The 1,806-nt window shown below is 34.3% G+C and carries 1 protein-coding gene; it reads left to right on the top strand.

Annotated elements, in window-relative coordinates:
- Positions 1-56 precede the first annotated feature (56 nt).
- Positions 57-1,784, top strand: a complete 1,728-nt coding sequence (locus HBA26_RS22570) for an ATP-binding protein (RefSeq protein WP_166721065.1) — start codon at positions 57-59, stop codon at positions 1,782-1,784.
- Positions 1,785-1,806: the final 22 nt, after the last annotated feature.

The following is a 1,806-nucleotide window of genomic DNA, read 5'->3' as shown; positions in this document are numbered from 1 at the left end:
TCCGTCGTCGGCAGCGTCAGATGTGTATAAGAGACAGATTGTAATGAGAGATGACAATGAAAATAGAAGAAAGACTTAGAAAACTTTCGGATGAGAATACTAATTGTTCATTATTATGGGCTCAATGGGAATTTGACAAGAAATTATTATCGAGAGCATTAAACACCATTTCGCGAGATTACCCTCATTACAGCCTTCATGATTCATCTCATTCTTCTACTATCATTACCCAAATAGAGAAGGTGATAGCTCCAAATATACAGTATCTTTCTGCAACAGACTGCTGGATGCTGTTGGAGTCATGTTACTGGCATGATGCTGGAATGATAATTACCAATGAGGAAAAACAACGATTACTTAATGACCCTGATTTCATAAGGCAGTTAAAAGAAATCGCACAAAGTGATCATGAGTTAGCTCTTCATGCAAGTAATGTACTTAATGATAAAAAAGAAAATGATATAAAAAGAGCATTGGATATATCTAATTCGTTAACATTTCTAATTGCTGATTATTTTAGAAAAATTCATGCAGTTAGATCTGGAATGAATGTTAATGAGCCAGATAGAATAGCACTGCATTCACCAAGAACATCATTAATCCCCAAACGTTTATTTAATTTTGTTGCTCAAATAGTAGCATGCCATGGTATGGCTAGAGAATCATTGTTGAACATAGCTAAATATAACGATGGTGTTGATGCGAATGATTATGCTCATCCAAGGTATATAGCAGCCCTGCTTAGAATAGGAGATCTATTAGACATAGATGATGGACGTTTTTGCCCTTCTCTTCTGGCTAATATAGGATGCGTTCCTTTATCTTCCATAGCACATCAAAGAAAGCACGCGTCAATTAAACATCTATACATTGATTCTGAGATGATAGAAATTGAAGCAGAGTGTGAAGACTATGAATCATATCATGCGCAGCAAGAATGGTTTAATTACATACAGAATGAATTTGATTATCAAAAAAGGATATGGAATAAGCTTGTTCCAGATTCTTGTTTCAGACCGCTGCCAACTATTGAAAAATTGAACTGCGATATTAAAGGGTTTTTAGCAATAAATGGTAGGGCTCCTGAAATTACTCTTGATCATAAAAGAATTTATCATTATATAACAAGTGTTCTTGTTTATAGTGAAAGCTATCCTTTTGTTAGAGAAGTCATACAAAATGCAATTGATGCTACTTATTACAAAGTTTGGTTGGATATTGTTGACGAGTTAGATGTTAAAAATCTCACGGAATTTGAGATTAGAAATTATTTTAATGAAAAATTGAGTGATACATTAATCCGAGTGAAACTTGAGAAATTAAGTGAGAATGATGTTGATGAGACATTCAAACTTGTAATATCTGATGATGGAGTTGGTATGTCATTAGATGATATAGAGAAGATATTTAAAGTGGGTTCTGAAACAACTTTATTCCGTAAAAAAATAAGAAGTGAAATGCCAGGGTGGGCTAAACCAACAGGATTCTTTGGTATTGGCCTTCAGACGGCGTTTACGTTTTGTGATAAAGTCTCTATTTATACAAAGATGGCAGAGCAGCCTGCATATAATTTAAGTACGATTGATGTTGAATTTAATTCACATAAATTTTCCCTCCAAAAAACTCTCCTTCGAAAAAATGGTACAAAAATAGATTTGATATTCCGTGTGAAAAAATCTGGGATTGGAATAGGCACTAATCGTTTTAATTTTGATGTGCTTAAAGACGAAGCTCAGCCTGAGTTTTTTTCATATGTGCTTTATCTGTCTCTTATACACATCTGACGCTGCCGACGACGGAGAGAGT

This window comes from Enterobacter sp. 725m/11 (assembly GCF_011683705.1).
GTDB lineage: Bacteria > Pseudomonadota > Gammaproteobacteria > Enterobacterales > Enterobacteriaceae > Enterobacter > Enterobacter bugandensis.
The sequence above is the reverse complement of the archived record's forward strand: the minus strand, read 5'-3'. Positions and strand labels throughout refer to the sequence as shown.

Bases quoted from the DNA above. Each gene is read 5' to 3' on its own strand.
- HBA26_RS22570 (WP_166721065.1), top strand. From the start codon at position 57: ATGAAAATAGAAGAAAGACTTAGAAAACTTTCGGATGAGAATACTAAT.